17 protein-coding genes and 2 tRNA genes are annotated in these 17,401 nt (G+C 27.6%); 3 read left to right on the top strand and 16 right to left on the bottom strand.

What is annotated here, in order from left to right:
• Position 1: 1 nt before the first annotated feature.
• The gene (gene rsxC / locus J2Z71_RS01285; RefSeq protein ID WP_210060043.1) at positions 2-1,333 is read right to left on the bottom strand and encodes an electron transport complex subunit RsxC; all 1,332 of its coding nucleotides are present in this window, start codon (positions 1,331-1,333) and stop codon (positions 2-4) included.
• Between the two features lie 292 nt (positions 1,334-1,625).
• Between rsxC and J2Z71_RS01280 the strand changes: the two genes are divergently transcribed.
• Positions 1,626-1,711, top strand: a tRNA-Leu gene (locus tag J2Z71_RS01280).
• A 140-nt stretch (positions 1,712-1,851) separates the two neighbouring features.
• On the opposite strand, the gene J2Z71_RS01275 is transcribed toward J2Z71_RS01280, so the two are convergent.
• The 10 genes from J2Z71_RS01275 to J2Z71_RS01230 form a co-directional block, all read right to left on the bottom strand.
• A complete protein-coding gene (locus tag J2Z71_RS01275; protein ID WP_210060042.1) occupies positions 1,852-2,361 on the bottom strand; it encodes a DUF4825 domain-containing protein in 510 nt (169 codons plus the stop codon).
• A gap of 96 nt (positions 2,362-2,457) precedes the next feature.
• Positions 2,458-2,961: a DUF4825 domain-containing protein gene (locus tag J2Z71_RS01270; RefSeq protein ID WP_210060041.1), complete on the bottom strand. Its 504-nt coding sequence runs from the start codon at positions 2,959-2,961 to the stop codon at positions 2,458-2,460.
• 7 nt (positions 2,962-2,968) lie between these two features.
• Entirely contained in the window at positions 2,969-3,574 is a 606-nt protein-coding gene (gene coaE, locus J2Z71_RS01265) for a dephospho-CoA kinase (RefSeq protein WP_210060040.1), read from the bottom strand.
• A complete protein-coding gene (gene polA / locus J2Z71_RS01260; protein WP_210060039.1) occupies positions 3,561-6,218 on the bottom strand; it encodes a DNA polymerase I in 2,658 nt (885 codons plus the stop codon). Before polA ends, coaE begins: the two co-directional genes overlap by 14 nt.
• A gap of 237 nt (positions 6,219-6,455) precedes the next feature.
• On the bottom strand, positions 6,456-7,448 hold the full coding sequence (locus J2Z71_RS01255) for an electron transfer flavoprotein subunit alpha/FixB family protein (RefSeq protein ID WP_210060038.1): 993 nt from the start codon (positions 7,446-7,448) through the stop codon (positions 6,456-6,458).
• A 12-nt stretch (positions 7,449-7,460) separates the two neighbouring features.
• Positions 7,461-8,237, bottom strand: a complete 777-nt coding sequence (locus J2Z71_RS01250; protein ID WP_210060037.1) for an electron transfer flavoprotein subunit beta/FixA family protein — start codon at positions 8,235-8,237, stop codon at positions 7,461-7,463.
• 25 nt (positions 8,238-8,262) lie between these two features.
• The gene (locus tag J2Z71_RS01245) at positions 8,263-9,396 is read right to left on the bottom strand and encodes an acyl-CoA dehydrogenase family protein (RefSeq protein ID WP_210060036.1); all 1,134 of its coding nucleotides are present in this window, start codon (positions 9,394-9,396) and stop codon (positions 8,263-8,265) included.
• A 62-nt stretch (positions 9,397-9,458) separates the two neighbouring features.
• Positions 9,459-10,874, bottom strand: coding sequence for an FAD-binding oxidoreductase (locus J2Z71_RS01240; RefSeq protein ID WP_210060035.1), 1,416 nt, complete (start codon positions 10,872-10,874; stop codon positions 9,459-9,461).
• Positions 10,875-11,438: 564 nt separating this feature from the next.
• The gene (locus J2Z71_RS01235; RefSeq protein ID WP_210060034.1) at positions 11,439-12,125 is read right to left on the bottom strand and encodes a FadR/GntR family transcriptional regulator; all 687 of its coding nucleotides are present in this window, start codon (positions 12,123-12,125) and stop codon (positions 11,439-11,441) included.
• Positions 12,126-12,250: 125 nt separating this feature from the next.
• Positions 12,251-12,649 carry a hypothetical protein gene (locus J2Z71_RS01230; RefSeq protein ID WP_210060033.1) on the bottom strand — a complete coding sequence of 133 codons (399 nt, stop codon included), beginning with the start codon at positions 12,647-12,649 and terminating at the stop codon, positions 12,251-12,253.
• Positions 12,650-12,791: 142 nt separating this feature from the next.
• Between J2Z71_RS01230 and J2Z71_RS01225 the strand changes: the two genes are divergently transcribed.
• Positions 12,792-12,878, top strand: a tRNA-Leu gene (locus J2Z71_RS01225).
• 131 nt (positions 12,879-13,009) lie between these two features.
• Here J2Z71_RS01225 and J2Z71_RS01220 read toward each other — a convergent pair.
• The 4 genes from J2Z71_RS01220 to J2Z71_RS01205 all read right to left on the bottom strand — a co-directional run bounded on the left by J2Z71_RS01220 (position 13,010) and on the right by J2Z71_RS01205 (position 15,962).
• Positions 13,010-13,330 (bottom strand): hypothetical protein, encoded by a 321-nt coding sequence (locus J2Z71_RS01220; RefSeq protein WP_210060032.1) that lies wholly within the window; start codon positions 13,328-13,330, stop codon positions 13,010-13,012.
• Positions 13,331-13,553: 223 nt separating this feature from the next.
• Complete coding sequence (locus tag J2Z71_RS01215) at positions 13,554-14,147, bottom strand: hypothetical protein (protein ID WP_210060031.1); 594 nt, start codon at positions 14,145-14,147, stop codon at positions 13,554-13,556.
• Positions 14,148-14,322: 175 nt separating this feature from the next.
• Entirely contained in the window at positions 14,323-14,667 is a 345-nt protein-coding gene (locus tag J2Z71_RS01210) for a DUF3784 domain-containing protein (protein ID WP_210060030.1), read from the bottom strand.
• 62 nt (positions 14,668-14,729) lie between these two features.
• A complete protein-coding gene (locus J2Z71_RS01205) occupies positions 14,730-15,962 on the bottom strand; it encodes an RtcB family protein (protein WP_210060029.1) in 1,233 nt (410 codons plus the stop codon).
• 115 nt (positions 15,963-16,077) lie between these two features.
• Here J2Z71_RS01205 and J2Z71_RS01200 point away from each other — a divergent pair, with 115 nt between their 5' ends.
• Positions 16,078-16,998, top strand: a complete 921-nt coding sequence (locus J2Z71_RS01200; RefSeq protein WP_210060028.1) for a carbon-nitrogen hydrolase family protein — start codon at positions 16,078-16,080, stop codon at positions 16,996-16,998.
• A gap of 214 nt (positions 16,999-17,212) precedes the next feature.
• On the opposite strand, the gene J2Z71_RS01195 is transcribed toward J2Z71_RS01200, so the two are convergent.
• Positions 17,213-17,383, bottom strand: coding sequence for a hypothetical protein (locus J2Z71_RS01195; RefSeq protein WP_210060027.1), 171 nt, complete (start codon positions 17,381-17,383; stop codon positions 17,213-17,215).
• Positions 17,384-17,401: the final 18 nt, after the last annotated feature.

Here is a 17,401-nt window from a genome sequence, read left to right as displayed (position 1 = left end):
CCTATTTCATAGCCTTTGATCTTAATTCACGCTTAGCTAGTGCTATTGATGAAGTAAGATGTCTATTAGCTGGACATACAAAAGAACAGATTCCACATGCCATACATTGATCTGCATGAAGTTCTCCACAAAGATCAACTTCACCCTTTAATATAGCAGCATTTATATCTGTTGGATTAATATTTGCTGGACAATGATCTATACATCTTGAACATCTAATACATGGAGACTCTTCTCCTGGATTGATTTCTTCATTTGTTAATACTAAAATTCCAGAAGTTGTCTTTGTAATTGGACTTACTAGTTCAAATACAGATTTTCCTGTCATTGGTCCACCACATACTATATCTATAGCGTTGTCCTTTATACCACCGCAAAAGTCAATTATATCTTTTACAGAAGTACCTATTCTTACTAGAATATTTTTAGGTGTTGTAATACCAGCACCACTTACTGTTATAACTCTTTCATAAGAAGGCTTTCCTTCAATAAGAGCTTCATAAAATGCAAGTGTAGTACCAACATTTGTTAAAAATACTCCAACATCATTTGTTACTCCATTTTGTGGAACAATTCTGTTAACTACAGCCTCAGATAGTCTCTTTGAATCTCCTTGTGGATATTTAGTTTGACATCCTACTACTTTTAAATTACTCCATTTTGGATTTTTACTAATTGCTTCTTCCATCTTTGAAATCGCATCAGGTTTATTTTCTTCAATTGCCATATAAGATACTTCTTTGTTATAAAAGTTTGCGAAAATTTCTAGACCTTCTAGAATTTCCTCTGTTTTTTCTAACATAATCCTATGGTCACAAGTTAAGAATGGTTCACATTCTGCCCCATTTAGAATACATTCATCTAAGACAGGTTCTTCATTCCATAACTTTGCATGAAGTGGGAATCCTGCTCCACCCATACCTACAATACCCTTTTCCTTAACAAAAGCTTTGATTTCATCCATAGACGCGTCTTTGTAATTCTTAAGTGCAACTGGTTCTACTGCTTCATCTTTGCCATCACTTTCAATAATGACACAATCACAATATCTTCCATCTGCAGTGTACATTTTTTCTACTGCTTTTACAGTTCCAGATACACTAGAATGTATTGCTGCAGAAATATATGCATCAGAATTTCCAACTACTTGTCCAACCTTAACTTGATCCCCAACTGCTACAGTTGGATTACATGGCGCACCTATGTGTTGACTCATTGGTATGTATACAACACTAGGAGCCGGCATAACCTCAATTGGAACATGCTCAGTTAAAGTTTTATGTTCGTCCATGTGCACTCCACCAACGGAAAAAGTGAGATTTCTTGAACTCATAAACTTCACCTCATTAATTAAATTTGCTAATATATTTATTTTTTTAAAATATTGCCTGAATATAATTATAGCACTTATTTTTCTTATTGTATATTGGATATACTTAAAATCCCATAATGTAAAATTATATTTCTAATATAAAACATATTTATTTCCCTAAAAATAGCCATTTAGCTACCAATTAAACATTGTTATTTTATTGTTTAATTTAAAATTTTCTCTCAATTTTAATAATAATTATTAAAATTTTATGGTATTTGAAAAACCTTTATAGTATAATATTTTTTATATTGCGGAAATGCTGGAATGGTAGACAGGCATGTTTGAGGGGCATGTGCATTAATTTGTGTGAGGGTTCAAGTCCCTTTTTCCGCACCACACACCTTATATTATAAAAAAGATGTCTTCGGACTCTTTTTTATCAAGCATTCGCAAACATTTTCCTTTAAATCATATCATAATAATTTGTATTATATCAAGATTGTTTCATAAAAAAAAGATGTCTTAAACATCTTCTTTTAATTTATATATTTATCTATCTCAGATTTATCTTGAGAAATCTCCTCTAAAGATTTTTCTCCATTTTCTCTTAATATAAGATCTACATCTTCTCTATTAAACTCTTCAATAATATCTTTATTATCCATTAAAGAATATTTTAAATTGTCTAAATTTTCAATTAGTGCAAATGTAGCTACTGCTTGATTAAAAAAGTCTTTTTCTTCACTTGGTGAATTTTCATCTAAATACACTACTAATCCATAAGGCTTTTCTTCTGAGATGATCTCTATACTATTATATGTATAGTTTTTTGAATAATCTAAACTTGAAACAATTCCAACTACCTTACTACTATCTCCTACATATTCTGTTTTATTAGAATATATATCTTCATTATTAATATTCTCCTCTACATTAGCTTCATTATTAATATTATTATTTTCTTTTTTTGAACAACCAACTAATATTGTAAAACTAATAGTAAGTACTAATAGTAATAATACTATTTTTTTATTATTCTTTTTCATAAATACCTCCCTTACAAATATTATATATCTTTATATTAAATAAACAATTTAAAATTAAAAGTTAAAAGTTAAAAGTTTATATAAAAAAAGAAGAGCTTAGCTCCTCTCTTTAATACTTAGATATTTATTGAAATTTTCTTTGTTTTCCCCAATTTTTCTCGTATCTAAACTATATTTTTCACCTAGTAAAATATCTATATCTTCTCTTCTATGACTGTCTAAAATTTCATTTCGTTTTTCTGATACAAAACTAATTGAATCTACATCATCTACTAAAGAAAATAGCACAACTGCATTTTCAAAAAAATCTCTATTGTTATTTGGTACATTTTCTTTTAAATATACCTTTAAAACACTAGAATCATTTCTTGATAAAATCTCAACATTACTATATTCATACTCCTTAGGATAAGATAAAGAGGCTAATATATTATTGACATTTTGCTCTGATTTTATACTTGATGTCTTTAAATTATATAAATTATTTTCTAGCTCTTCATTACTACATCCTATAAGTCCAAAAGCTAAAACTATAAGTACAATTACTTTTAATATAGTTTTTTTGATTCTTAAACTACCCGAACTGGGATCTTCTTTCATTTCTTCATTATCTCCTTTTAAAATTTGATAATTCTTTTTTTATTTTTTCTTCTAAATCTTCTTTAGTTAAAGAATTATCTATAACTACATCTGCATAAGACAATTTATCTTCTACAGACATTTGTGATGATACTTTCTCTAAGGCATAATCATAGTCTATATTATCTCTTTCCATTAGCCTTTTTATCTGAGTTTCTCTATTTACATATATTAACCATATTTCATCTAAATGTAAATCATATTTTTCAATATCACTTAAAGTTTCTATTAAAAGTGGTATATCTAAAAATATAATTTCACTTTTTCCTTCTATTATATATGCCTTAATCTTGCTATATATTTTAGGATGAGTTATTTCATTTAAAATTTTTCTTTTCTCACTATCTTCAAATATGATTTTGCCAAGTTTCTCACGATTAAGATTGTTATTAATATATATATCTTCACCAAAGTTTTCTTTAATATTTTTTATAATATCTTCATCATTGATTATCTCTCTTGCTATTTTATCTGCATCAATTAAATCATATCCTAAAGACTTTATAATATTACTTGCAGCAGACTTTCCCGTTGCAATACTTCCAGTTAATCCAACTACCTTACTTTGTTTCATATAAACTACTTCCCACTTGCATATCTATTTTTAATGGAATATCCATCTTTACAGCATTTTCCATTAAGTCTTTCATTAATTTTTCTACTTCCTTAACTTCATTCTTATCAGCATCAACTATAAGCTCATCGTGAATTTGAAGTATTAATTTAGATTTTAAATTATTTTCTTTAAGGGATTTATAAACTTTAACCATTGCTATTTTTATTATATCTGCAGCAGATCCTTGTATTGGAGTATTAAGTGCTACTCTTTCACCAAAGGATCTAATATTAAAGTTTTTGGCATTTAATTCAGGAATATATCTTCTTCTATTTAGAATAGTTTTTACATATCCTATTTCTTTACCCTTTTTAATCTCTTCATCCATATAGTCTTTAATACCTGAATAATGCTCTAAATAATTATCTATATAAGTTCCTGCTTCTTTTCTTGGAATATTTAGATTTTGAGAAAGACCATAATCAGAAATACCATATACTATTCCGAAATTAACAGCCTTAGCTTGAGATCTTAAAAGTGATGTCACTTCATCAAGAGGCACTTTAAATACTTCAGATGCAGTCCTTGCGTGAATATCATCATCATCTAAAAATGCATCAATCATATTTTTGTCCTTAGATAAATCTGCAAGTACTCTAAGTTCAATTTGAGAATAATCTGCATCTACTAATAAATGATCTTCAGAAGCTAAAAGAGATTTTCTAATAAGTCTTCCCTCTTCTGTTCTAATAGGTATATTTTGAAGATTTGGTTCAGTTGAAGATATTCTTCCAGTTGATGTAACAGTTTGATTAAAATGAGAATGAATTCTTCCTGTATCCTTATTAATAAGCTCTTTTAAACCATCTACATAAGTTGATTTTAACTTAGTAAGTTTTCTATACTCTAATACATAATCGACAATTTCTCCATGACCTTTTAACTTTTCAAGTACATCTGCTGCTGTTGAATATCCTGTCTTAGTCTTTTTAATAACTGGAAAACCCATCTTTTCAAAAAGTATTTCTCCAAGTTTTTTCGGAGAATTTATATTAAACTCTTCCCCTGACTCAGCATATATCTTTTCTTCTAAATCTTTTATTTTATCATTAAGACTTAATCCTATTTCATCTAAAACTGACTCTTTAGTATTTATACCAATAAGTTCCATAGAACTTAATACCTCAACTAAAGGAAGTTCCACCTCATAGTATAATTCTGTCATTTCCTGTTCTATTATTTTATTAATTTGCACTTCTCTTAATTTATAAATAGCATTTAAATAAAAAGCAAAATAAGTCTTTAACTCTTCTTCACTTAAATCTTTAAATCCTTTTTTCTTTTTGCCCTTTCCAAGAAGCTCTTCTTCATCTTTATATCCTCTTGAAAAATAAGCATTTGTCAGATTATTTATATCATAATCAGATTGAGTTGAATTTAATAAATACTCAGCAATTATAGAATCATGAGCAATATTTTTAAAATCTATACCTAAATGTAATAAAGTAATTAAATCTTCCTTTAAAGAATGTCCTAAGATTTCTATTTCTTCAGCTTCAAAAATCTCTCTGAATTTCAATAAATCTTCACTATTATTAAGTTTAATAAAATTTGGATTTTCATCTTTTGCTTTAAGCACTAGATATAGAGGTTCTACATTTTCATAAATTTTTCCATCAGTAATTATTTTAAAAGAAAATGACTTTTTAGATTTAATATTTTTAATAATTTCATCTATTTCTAAATCATCCCAAACAAAATTCTCCTCAGAAGACATTGCTATTTCTTCTTTATGATACTCACTTGGAAGTCTATCTAAAAGAGAATTAAATTCAAACTCTCTATACATATTTGATAAATTTTCAAAATCATATTCTTGCTTTTTAAAATCTTCTATTTCTTCATCAATAGGCACATTTCTTACAATAGTACCTAGTTTTTTACTCATAAAAGCCTGAGCTTTATTGTCATTTAATTTTTCTTTTAATTTTTTTCCAGATACCTCATCTACATGATCATATAGATTTTCCATAGTTTCAAATTGATGAATAAGTTTAAGTCCAGTTTTTTCACCAACACCTGGAACACCTGGAATATTATCTGAATTATCGCCCATAAGCCCTTTTAAATCAATAAATTGCTCTGGAGTAATACCAAAGTCCTCTTTAATACTTTCAACAGAAATTACATCCATTTCTTTAATTCCCTTTCTAGTTAAAAGCACCTTAGTATTTTCATCTACAAGTTGATAATAGTCCTTATCTCCTGTTAATAAATAAGTTTCATATCCTTCTTCAGAAGCCTTTTTAGAAAGTGTACCTGCAATATCATCTGCTTCATATACTGGAGATTCTAAAACTTTTATATTCATCATTTTTAGAATATCTCTTACTAATGGAAACTGTTGCTCAAGTTCTGATGGTGTCTTTTGTCTAGTTCCCTTATAATCACCATATATATCATTTCTAAAAGTTTTTCCCTTCATATCAAAACACACTACTACATTTGAAGGATCTATTTTTTCAATTGCATTTTCAAGCATCATTACAAAGCCATATATTGCATTTGTATATAAACCTTTTTTCGTTTTTAATAATGGTAGAGCATAAAAAGCTCTAAAAAATAAAGATGATCCATCTATAATAAGTAATCTTTTTTTCAAATTATCAACTCCTATTTTACTATTATACCTTATATTTCTAATATTAAATAAAAAAGTCTAAACTTAAATTATCTCTAGAATTTCCCATTAAAAAAAGGTCTAGCCTCTTGCTAAACCTTCTTTTAAAGTTTGTTTGTTTTGTTTTAGTATGTTTGTTAATTATCTAAATGTCTAAATAAATTAATTTTTATTATTTTAATTAGATTTTAAATGGATTTGCGTACTTTTGTTATTTAATTAGTTTTCTTCTTTGATTTTTTTAATCGCTTCAATCATAAGAGGAAGCACTTTCATTGCATCTCCTACAATTCCTACATCAGCGATTTCAAAGATTGGAGCATCTTCATCTTTATTGATTGCTACAATATAATCTGAACCTGATATACCAGATAAATGTTGTATAGCTCCACTTACTCCTGCTCCTATATAAAGTTTTGGTGTAATTATTTTACCTGATTGACCAACTTGTTGTGAACGAGAAATCCAGTCTTCTTCTGTTACTGGTCTTGTTCCACCAACTACACCGCCACATACTTTTGCAAGTTCATGAATAAGTTCAAAGTTTTCCTTTGATCCCATTCCACGTCCTCCAACTACAACTATTTCAGCTTCTTCAAGGTTTACTGATTCTCCTACTTCTGCAATAGTTTCTTTAATTATAGTTTTTAGATCTTTTATTTCTTCTACTTCTTCTTTAACTATTTCAGCACTTAAAGACTCATCTAGTTCATTTTTCTTAAATGATCCAGGTCTAACTGATGCCATTTTTAGTGAATCATTTGTAATAACTACATCATTTAAAAGTGTTCCACCATAAACAGGTGCTGTAAATGTTAGTCCTTCTTCACCTTCAGCAATGTTTATAACATCTGTAACACATGCAGTTTCACATTTTTTAGCAACTTCTGCTGCTATATCTTTACCAGCAAGAGTTGATCCCATTAATAAAAGTGATGGATCATATTTTTTAGCCATTTCAGCTACAATATTACCAATTACTTCTACATTTTCACTATCTTCTTCTACAATTACGATTTTATTTACACCAGATGCTGCACAAATTTTTGCTGCTTCATCAGTATTTGATCCTAATAGTAATCCAACTAAATTTACACTTTCTGCTTTTGCTAGTTCACTTGCCTTAGCAATAACTTCTAAAGCTGCTTTTACTGGTTCATTTTCGTTGGTTTCCACAAAGACCATTATATCTTTTCCATTAGTAAAACTCATCTTGAAAACCTCCTAAAATATTTTTGCTTCTGCCATTATTTCCATTGCTTTAGCAACAGTATCTTCAACAGCTTCTTCGTTAATTTTTACTCCTGCAGCTCTTTTAGCTGGTTCGTAAATTTTAACTACTTTAATTAAATCATCACTATTAAATTCAACAGCAAGTTCTTCAATAGGTTTTTTTCTAGCTTGCATTTTACTTTTAATAGTTGGGTAACGTGGATCGTAGTTTGGTTTATTTACAGAAATAACTACTGGAAGTTTTCCTTCATATACACGATATCCTTCGTCTAATTCTTGTTTTGCTTCAATAGAATCTTCAAGTTTTTTAATATCTATGATATTGCTCATAACTCCAAGACCTAATTCATCTGCAAGCATTACAGGAACTTGACTTGTTGCATGATCTGTAGTTTCTTTACCACAGAATATAGCATCAAATTTCTTTCCACGAGCTTCTTCTATATTTTTAACAGCTTCAGCAAGTTTTTTAGCAATTTTTAATGAATCATATTGTTCTACATTATCTTCTTTAACTAAATATGCTTCATCAGCTCCAACTGCAAGACAGTTTTTAAGAGAATTTTTAACTTCCTCAGAACCAATTGATACTACTGTAACATTTCCTTCTACTTCTTCTTTAAGGCGTGTAGCCATTTCTAAAGCATAAGTATCAAAGGCATTTACAACCGGTGTTATATCTTTTAAGTCTGGTTGTTGTGTCTCTACATTTAGTTTTATTTGAACTGAATCATCAGGCACTTCTTTAATACATACTAATATTTCCATCTTAATACTCCTTAATTATTACTACTTATCTAATAGTGTTGTTAGCTATTACAATTCTTTGAATTTCGTTTGTTCCTTCAAAGATTTGGAAGATTTTAGCATCTCTTAATAGTTTTTCAACTGGGTATTCTCTACTATAACCATATCCACCAAACATTTGGATTGATTCTGATGCAACTTCCATTGCTATATCAGATGCATAACATTTTGCAATTGCAGATTCTTTTGAGTATGGAACTTCCATATCCATTAGAGTTAATGCATGAGCAACCATTTGTCTTGCAGTTTCTGTTTTAATAACCATATCAGCAATTTTAAATTGAAGAGCTTGGTTTTTAATAATTGGTTTTCCAAATTGGATTCTTTCTTTACCATATTGAAGAGCTTCATCAATACCTCTTTGAGCTATACCTGCAGAGATACATCCCATCCAAGTTCTTGCTTGGTCAAGAGTTTGCATAGCAATTTTAAATCCGTCACCTTCATTACCTAGTAGGTTTTCAGCTGGAATTCTAACATCTTCAAGAACAACATCAGTAGTATTAGAAGTTCTAATTCCTAATTTGTCTTCTTCGTTTCCTGCAGAAAGTCCTGGAGTTCCTTTTTCAACTAAGAACATTGAAATTCCCTTAACTCCCTTAGATTTATCAGTCATTGCTGTAATACAGTAGAAATCAGCAATTGCTCCATTAGTAATGAAACATTTTCTACCATTAAGAACATATTCGTCCCCTTCTCTAACAGCTTTAGTAACACCAGCACCTGCATCAGATCCTGCTCCTGGTTCAGTTAAACCAAATGCTCCAAATCCACCTTCAAGTACAATGTCACAAACTCTTTGTTTTTGTTCTTCAGTTCCTGCAATAAGAACTGGTTTCATACCAAGTCCACTAGCAGAAATAGTTGTAGCAAATCCAGCATCAGCAATAGCCATTTGTTCGATTAATGCAGCAACATCAACTCTTGATAGTCCTGGTCCACCGTATTCTTCTGGAACTTCTAATGCTTGATATCCTTGTTCAATAGCCTTGTCGTAAATTTCTTTTGGCCATTCACCACTTCTATCGTATTCTTTACATTGTTCCTTAACTTCGTTGTCACAGAAGTTTTTAACGTCTTGTACTAAATCTTTTGCTTCTTCAGAAATTATATAAGCCATAATATCCTCCTTAAATTTTATACCAATTTTATTTTATTTTATTTATATATTTACAAATATTATTAATCTACAATTTTATGAGGGTTAAGAATCATCTTAGGATCAAATACTTCTTTGATACCCTTCATAAGTCTCATATTAGTTTCTCCAGAGTATTTCTTTAGGAATCCCATCTTACCATGTCCAATTCCATGTTCTCCAGAAATTTGTCCACCAAGTTGAATAGCTTTTTCATATATGTCTTCAAAGAATTCAGCAACTTGTTTTTTGAATTCATCCATTTCCATATCATTACTGCAAGTGTAAATATGAAGATTTCCATCTCCAGCATGTCCGAAACTCTTAACTGCAAAGTCAAATCTTTCAGCAACTTCATTTACATATACAAGATATGATGCAATTTCACTAATTGGAACTACAACATCACACTCATCAAGAAGTTCAGTTTCAGCTTCAATAGCTTCAAGGAATGCTCCTCTAGCTGCCCAAGCTTCTTTCTTCTTGTTTGGAGTATCTGCTATAAGAACATCAATAGCTCCAGCTTCAAGAACAACTTCAGCTGCTCTTTCAATTATTTCTTCAAGTTCTTCCATAGAATCTCCATCAAAAGTAACAAGAAGATAAGCTCCAATAGTAATTCCTTCTAATTCTTGTGGGAATACACTTTTTCCAATATATCTTTCAGATGCAAGAACAATTTCTCTTTCCATAAATTCAAGAGCTTGCGGTTGTAAGTGATTCATAAAGAATTGTGGAACAGTTGCAATACATTCATCAAGGTTTTCATAAGGAATAATTAGTGAAATAGTTTCTTTAGGAGCTGTAATTACTTTTAAAGTAGCTTCTGTAATAATTCCTAAAGTTCCTTCTGAACCAACGATTAAATTAAGTAGTGAATATCCACTTGATGTTTTTGATACTGTTGCTCCAAATTCAGTGATTTCTCCTGTTGGTAGTACCATTTTTAGAGAACGAACATAATCTCTTGTAGTACCGTATTTAACAGCTCTCATACCACCTGCATTAGTAGCAATATTACCACCAATTGTAGCATATCTTTCACCTGGATCTGGTGGATACATTAATCCTCTTGAAAGAGCGTCTTCAGCTAAATCGTTTAGTAAAACACCTGGTTCTACATGAACAACGAAGTTTTTCTCATCATATCCTAAGATTTTATTCATCTTAGTCATATCGATCATAACTCCACCTTCAATAGCTACTGCTGCTCCAGCAAGACCAGTACCAGCTCCTCTAGGGATTACAGGAATATTTTCATCATAGCAAAGTTTAACTATTTCAGAAATATCTTCTGTATTAGTAGCTTCTATAACTACATCTGGCATTCCCTTACCATAAATAGGCATTTCGTCATGAGTATAGTCAGTATTTATTTCTTCTCCAGCATAAACTTTACCTGGAACAATACTTTTAAATTTTTCAATAAGTTCAGGACTTACCTTATTGTATTCTTTCATTTCTTTCCTCCTAAAATATAAATATAATCCTACATTCACATTTATTAATTTTGTTAAAAATTATTAATTAAATTTAATTAATAGAAATCATTATAGATAATTAAGTATATATTCTTTTCAATAAAATATAATTTAATGAAATTAGAAAATACATTTTAGTAATAATGAAATAAAACCTTGAAGAATTTAACTTTTCATTTATTACTATAAAATAAAATTTTTTATTAATTCTATTTTAATTATCATTTAAAATTCTATATTGATAAAATTAATCTTAGTGGTAGTACCTGTTTTTAAAGTATAACATAAAATAATTCGAAGTCGAACTATTATTTTAAATTTTTTAAATTTGGTCCTACCTTTAGTTAGAATAAAATCAGGTTTTTTTCTAACACCCTATTACTAAAATCAATTATACTCTAGCTTTTTACACTTGTCAATCGTTGTCATAATATATCACTATAAAATAAGAAAGTAGTGTTTATCTATGAAAATATGATAAACACTATCTTGCAAAAGTTTTTCTATTTAAAAAATCTATTTTATCCCAAAAAAATTTTTTTATTATTTTTCTAAATATAGTCTTATGTATTTAAAATGATTAAATAAACCTTCTAAAGCTTTTTCTAAATTACCTTCTACTACTCCCTCAACTAAGTTTCTATGCGCCTTTGCAAGTTCAATCTCAGTTTCCATTCCAATGAAAATTTTCTCTCTCATTTGAGGCACATAAGTTTCCATTATTTGATTTAATGCGTTAAATGTTGAAATAATGTATATATTCTCACTAGCTTCGGCTAATAAATAGTGCATTTCCTTATCATTAAAAGCTCTGATTTCTTCAGTTTCTGCATTTTCAATATTTTTCAAATGCATCATCAGTCTTTCCTTTTGATCATCATTTACATTTTTTACAGCTAAATTTACAGCTCCATATTCTAGACCAAATCTAAAATCTGTTATCTCCTCCATGTTCATTCCCTTTAGAACATACATCATTGACAATACTTCTGTTAGCGTTTTATCAAATTGTCCTGTTACAAAATTTCCAGATCCATGTTGACAAGATATTACTCCCATTCTTTCAAGAATTCTTATTCCCTCACGAACAGAATTTCTACTGATCTCTAAAATTTTAGCAAGTTCTCTTTCTGAAGGAAGTTTATCTCCTACACTATATTCTTTTTGTAATATTTTAGTCTTTACATAATCTATTAATTTTTCATAAGATTTTTCATAGATTTTATCCATTACTATTACCTCTCTTTTCTATATTACACTGAATATATTATATACTACTCTTTATATATTAACTATATAAATAACATAGAATTTAATAAGCATTAAAATCATTAAAATAAAAATACCTTAAACTACTATTCATTATTTCTTTTTCTTAAAAGTATAAATAAAACTACACTCACCATAAAATAAAACACACTGCTTTTAATATAAGCATACTTTATAATACTTAAATTTGATTTGAATACTATATTTAATATACAAAGAATCATAGCTGACATTAAAACATTTTCTAAATAATTATAATTTTTTTCATAATTAATTGATTTTATAGTGTTTTTAATTAATTCTAAAAATACAAAAGATTTACTAAAAAATCTCACTCCATCTATTATAATAAATTCATAATTTTTATATTCATTTAACTTAATACTATTTAACTGAAGATATATAAAATATATTAAAAAAGCAGCTAATATTAATAGTATTAAATTTAAAATTATATTTAAAAATCTCTTTAACTTTTTATTCAATTTTATCTCCATAATATAATTAGTTTACAATACCTAATAATATATTATATTAATATTCTTATTTTGTAAATCTATTAATTAATATAATTAAACTAAAAAATTCTTGATTTATAGCTCTAAAAGTGATAAATTATTAATATTAGCCGAAGTGATGGAACTGGCAGACGTACCAGACTCAAAATCTGGCGGTGGCAACACCGTGCGGGTTCAAGTCCCGCCTTCGGCACCATATTAAAGACTATCTTTCTATATAGGAAGATAGTCTTTTTTTAATGAAAATATCAATATTTAATTTAGTTCGATATATTTGCACAATTAAATAAAAAGACTAATAAATAATAGATTATTAGTCTTTTTTATTTAAAAAAATGAAATTGGTTTTCTGTCCTTTGCATAAATATTAAAATCATCTATTTTAACATTTAATATATCTATTATTTCTCTTATTTCCTCTTCAACTATATTATTTTTAAATTTTATAAAAGAATCACCTATTAATACTTCTTCAATATTTATAAAAGATTCTTTTAAAATATTATCATCTCCTGCATATTTTATAATATAATAATCATCTTTTTCTTGAGTTTCATCTAGCGTAATTCTTTCTATATTACTTATTCTTATATTTTTAAAGGATTCTTTTAAATATTTTTCACTATTTTCTATAACTATATTTTTCAACTTAATCCCTCCTATATATATTATAAATAAAAAACGAAAAAGTACAAAAGTACTTTTTCGTTTAGGAGATCTATAGGAATTAATAATGTATTAATTTATAGCATATATATGCTTTCCTATTAGTTAAGTATTTAAAGCGTTGCATCGCTTTACTCAATTAATATTATAAACTATATTGTAAAAGTTTTCAATAAAAAAGTATGGATTTCTCCATACCTTCTTATTAGTTGTTATATTTGCTATTTAAATTTATCTCGTCTCTTACTAGAGTTACGGGCTTTACTTGAAATAATTCTACTACTTTATCTTTATCATTTGTTATTTTTGCACTTTTAATTTTTACTACTACCTCTTTACCAGATAATTTTCCAGTATTTAAAGTAAATTTATGATTTAATGAATTTGTATTTAGTCTTGTTATTTTATCACTATAAGTGCTAATAACATTTCCAAACCTATCTTCTACTACAATTTCATATTCTAATTTCTTAATGGATTTATCACTTGATTTTATAACAATATTTCCATTCATATTATTATTTTTATCCCAAGATTCAATATTTAATAATGCTACATAAACATTTTCATCTTTTAGGTTTCTTAGAGATTCATAATTTTCATTATCTTTTAAATTAATATTTAAATTATCAATTTTTTTGTCCAAGGAACCTATGGCAACAGCTTCATTTTCTTTAAATTCTTCTTCTAATTTAAATTCTTCTTTTGCAAATACTTCCTCTTGTTGAAAATTTAAGTAAGAGGGACTTAGTGCAACTGCAGAAAATACAACTAGGACTAACAATAATTTCTTTTTCATATTTCCATCTCCTATTATACTTTAAATTTCTAAGAAAAGCCATAATTATTTAGCGTACTAACTATTTATTTGTGATAAATACATTGTTTTATATTAATATTATACACATATAGTTAGCATACTAAACAAAAATAGATGTAATATCTACGTCTATTTTTTATCAAAGTATTTATTTTTAATTATTCTTTTTTATTTTATATTTTTCAAAAGACTTTCTTGGATTTATTTTTAAATCTGTTGATAAATATGCTATAAAGGCAATTAATGCAATATATGCCATTTTCCCAGATATAAAATAGGATAATACTGCTCCAACAAGCATTATCACAATATATATAAGAAGTCTATTTCTTGTATCTTTACACAATAAATCTGTATCATATAATTCTTTTTCTTCTCTTGGCAAATTATTAAATTTACCTATTAATTTTGCTGCTTTTCCCTTTAGTATTGTAAATATTATTACAAAAAACATTAAAATTGCAGCAATTGCTAAAGTTATAAATACTCCATTATTCATTTTAATCCTCCAAAATTGTAATAAGTTAATTTTATAATTAATCTTAACTAAAATCAACTGTCTTAGGATTTAAAATTATAAATTGGTTTTAATATATCTATTATTTCTATTGTTTCCTTTGAGTGTTTTTTTATTTCTTCTGCAGATCTATATGCTTCTGGACTTTCATCTAATGTTCTTGATGATACTGATGTAGAAAATATTCCCTCCATTGCATCTTTCATTTCCTCAAGGCTTAGTTCTCTTCTAGCTTGATTTCTACTCATTATTCTTCCTGCTCCATGAGGTGCAGAATTATTCCAGTCTGAATTCCCCTTACCCTTTGCAAGAATACTTCCATACTGCATATTTATTGGGATTATTACTTTCTCATCTTTTTTTGCAGATATTGCACCTTTTCTAATTATATTATCTTCAAAATTTATATAATTATGAATTGTTTCAAAATATTCTAATTCATCTATTATATCCTTTTTATATAATACTTTTACTATTTTTTTAGCCATATTATATCTATTTAAAGATGCATATTCCTGAGCTATTTTCATATCATTTAAGTATTTTTTACTTTCTATATCTGAAATATAAGATAAATCTCTTGGGATTTTTTTGTCATTTATCTTTCTTTTATATCTTTTGATTTTTGATTTTACTTCCTTAGTCTGTTCCTTTTGATTTAACTTTTCAATTTGTTCTTCTAAATGATTTCTATTATATTTTGCTCTAGTATTTTTTATTGCAACTTTTTGATAATAATCTGCAATTTGCTTTCCTAAATTTCTACTTCCACTGTGTATTAATAGATATTTATCATTATTTGAATCTTTTGCTATTTCTATAAAGTGATTTCCACCACCTAATGTAGATACTGAGTTTAATATTCTATTTAAATTTTTTAATTTATCTTTACAATATAATTTATCAAGATTTAATTCTTCTTCAGTATATAAAGGAGATTTTCTAATATTAAATCCTGATGGAATTAGTTTTTCATATTTTATTAAATCATCAAGTTCCTTTAACAAATCTCTTGTTATTTTTAAATTGTCAAGTTTTACACATAAAATCCCACATCCAATATCTACACCTACAATATTTGGAATAATTTTATCTCCTAAATTTGCAGTAAATCCAATTACTGAACCTTTTCCTGCATGAACATCTGGCATTATTCTAATTTTTGCATCTTCTACAAATCTTTGATCTAAAAGTTCTATTATTTGATTTTTGGCATTTTCGTCTATATTTTTTGTAAATACCTTAGCACTATTATATTTTCCTTCTAATATTAACAATTTATCACATCCTTTTTTTATTAATACCAAATTTTTATCTATATAATCTCTCTTCATTTCATTAATATATTATTTATAGTATAATTTAGTTAAATTAAATAATTTAGGAGGCATTATGAAAGATTTAAAAAATACATGTAAAATGGCAGTTGTTCAAGCTGCGCCAATTATGTTTAATAAAGACGCTTGTGTTCAAAAAGCAATTAAACTTGTTAAAGAAGCATCTGAAAAAAAAGTAGATTTTATTGTTTTTCCAGAATTATTTATACCAGGATATCCCTATGGTATGACTTTTGGTTTTACTGTTGGAAGTCGTGGAGAAAATGGAAGAAAAAACTGGAAAATGTACTATGACAATTCTATAATCGTTCCTGGCAAAGAAACTGAAGAATTAGCAAAAGCTGCAAAAGAAGCTAATTGTTATATTAGTATTGGTGTTTCAGAAAGAGATATAGATACTGCTACATTATATAATTCAAATTTAATCTTCTCACCTGATGGTGAACTTATATCTGTACATAGAAAATTAAAACCTACTGGTTCTGAAAGAGTTGTTTGGGGAGATGCAAATAAACACTACTTCCCAGTTGTAAATACTCCTTGGGGCAATACTGGAAGTTTAATATGTTGGGAAAGTTATATGCCACTTGCAAGAGTTGCACTTTATGAAAAAGGAATTACAATCTATCTTGCTCCAAATACAAATGATAACGAAGAATGGCAATCTACTATAAAACATATTGCAATTGAAGGACATTGTTATTTTATAAATAGTAATTTATTCTTCACTAAAGATATGTATCCTGATAATCTTTATGATATAGAAGATATCAATAAATTAGATGATATTGTTTGCAGAGGTGGAAGTTCCATAGTTGATCCTTATGGACATTATGAAGTAGAACCTGTATGGGATAAAGAGGCTATTTTATATGCAGATCTTAATATGGACAAAGTTCCTATGAGCCGTATGGAGTTTGATGTTTGTGGGCATTATGCAAGACCTGATGTTTTAGAACTTAAAATTAATGAATAATAATTAAATAAAGAATTTTATTTTGTACAATACAATAGACTTTAGAAAATAATTATAGTATAATGTTTTCGTTAATAAAGTCACGGGGATTATTCATAATTATGTGTCGTATATTCTTATCCTTGTTCGAATTTTGAAATAGATGCTAATAATAATAAAGAATTAACACGCACATAAAGCATCTAAAAAAATAGTCCTCATATGAGGACTATTTTTATTTTTCAAATTTAATTATTGCAGACTCTTTTTTTGAAATAGCCATAATACTTCCCTTTGTCTTTTGCACTATTTCAGTTTTAACTTTTTTCACAACTTCCCCATTTTTTCTTTTTGTAATTTGATTTATGCTAGTGATATATCTTGATTTTTCTCCTAAATCATACATATTTACTACCTCCAACTA

The organism is Peptoniphilus stercorisuis (assembly GCF_017874395.1).
In the GTDB taxonomy this organism is placed as follows: domain Bacteria; phylum Bacillota; class Clostridia; order Tissierellales; family Peptoniphilaceae; genus Anaerosphaera; species Anaerosphaera stercorisuis.
This window is presented reverse-complemented; position numbering and strand designations above follow the sequence as displayed.